General features: G+C 52.8%; 2 protein-coding genes. Both read left to right on the forward strand.

Annotated features, from left to right (window positions below; all coding sequences use genetic code 11):
- Positions 1-216: hypothetical protein (locus E1189_RS00495; protein WP_230459851.1), on the forward strand; the 216-nt coding region annotated here is incomplete at its 5' end.
- A gap of 78 nt (positions 217-294) precedes the next feature.
- Positions 295-519: hypothetical protein (locus E1189_RS00500; protein WP_155158193.1), on the forward strand; the 225-nt coding region annotated here is incomplete at its 3' end.

A 519-nucleotide genomic window follows, 5' to 3' on the forward strand; every position in this document is an offset into this window, starting at 1 on the left:
CCCGGATGGGATCACAACCCGGGAGAGACAAGACAGCAGACTTTGAATCAGACGAAGCTCGATAAACGGCTGAAACTGTTTGAGGCACAGCAGAAAGCCTTGGGGCGTTCGGATGCGGCCATCCAGCGAGCCAAGTACCGTTACAAAAAGAACCTGCAGGGCGACACCCGGTATAAGCACCTCAAATCAGATCGCAAAAGAGGAAGCGATACATAGGTCGACTGGATTATCGGGGACACAGAGCTAATGTGAACACACCGGCAGCAATAACCAGACAAGGAGTAGGTTATGTGGATGTTCACCAAGAAGGGTTTTGTTTCACTAGTCCAACACCCCACAGATGCAAGCCAAATGACCGTCAGGGGCATGAGCGAAGAGGCGGTTGTAGCCTTCCTCGGCAGTAGTATCACCTCCCTGACAGTCAAGTACTCCCCCCGCGATGATTATCCTTTTCAGGCCACCGTGCCAAGGGCAGGCATAGTGGACGCGATGTACAATGCCGCAGAGGGTATAGACTAC

The organism is Parendozoicomonas verongulae (assembly GCF_009711465.1).
Lineage (GTDB): Bacteria > Pseudomonadota > Gammaproteobacteria > Pseudomonadales > Endozoicomonadaceae > Sansalvadorimonas > Sansalvadorimonas verongulae.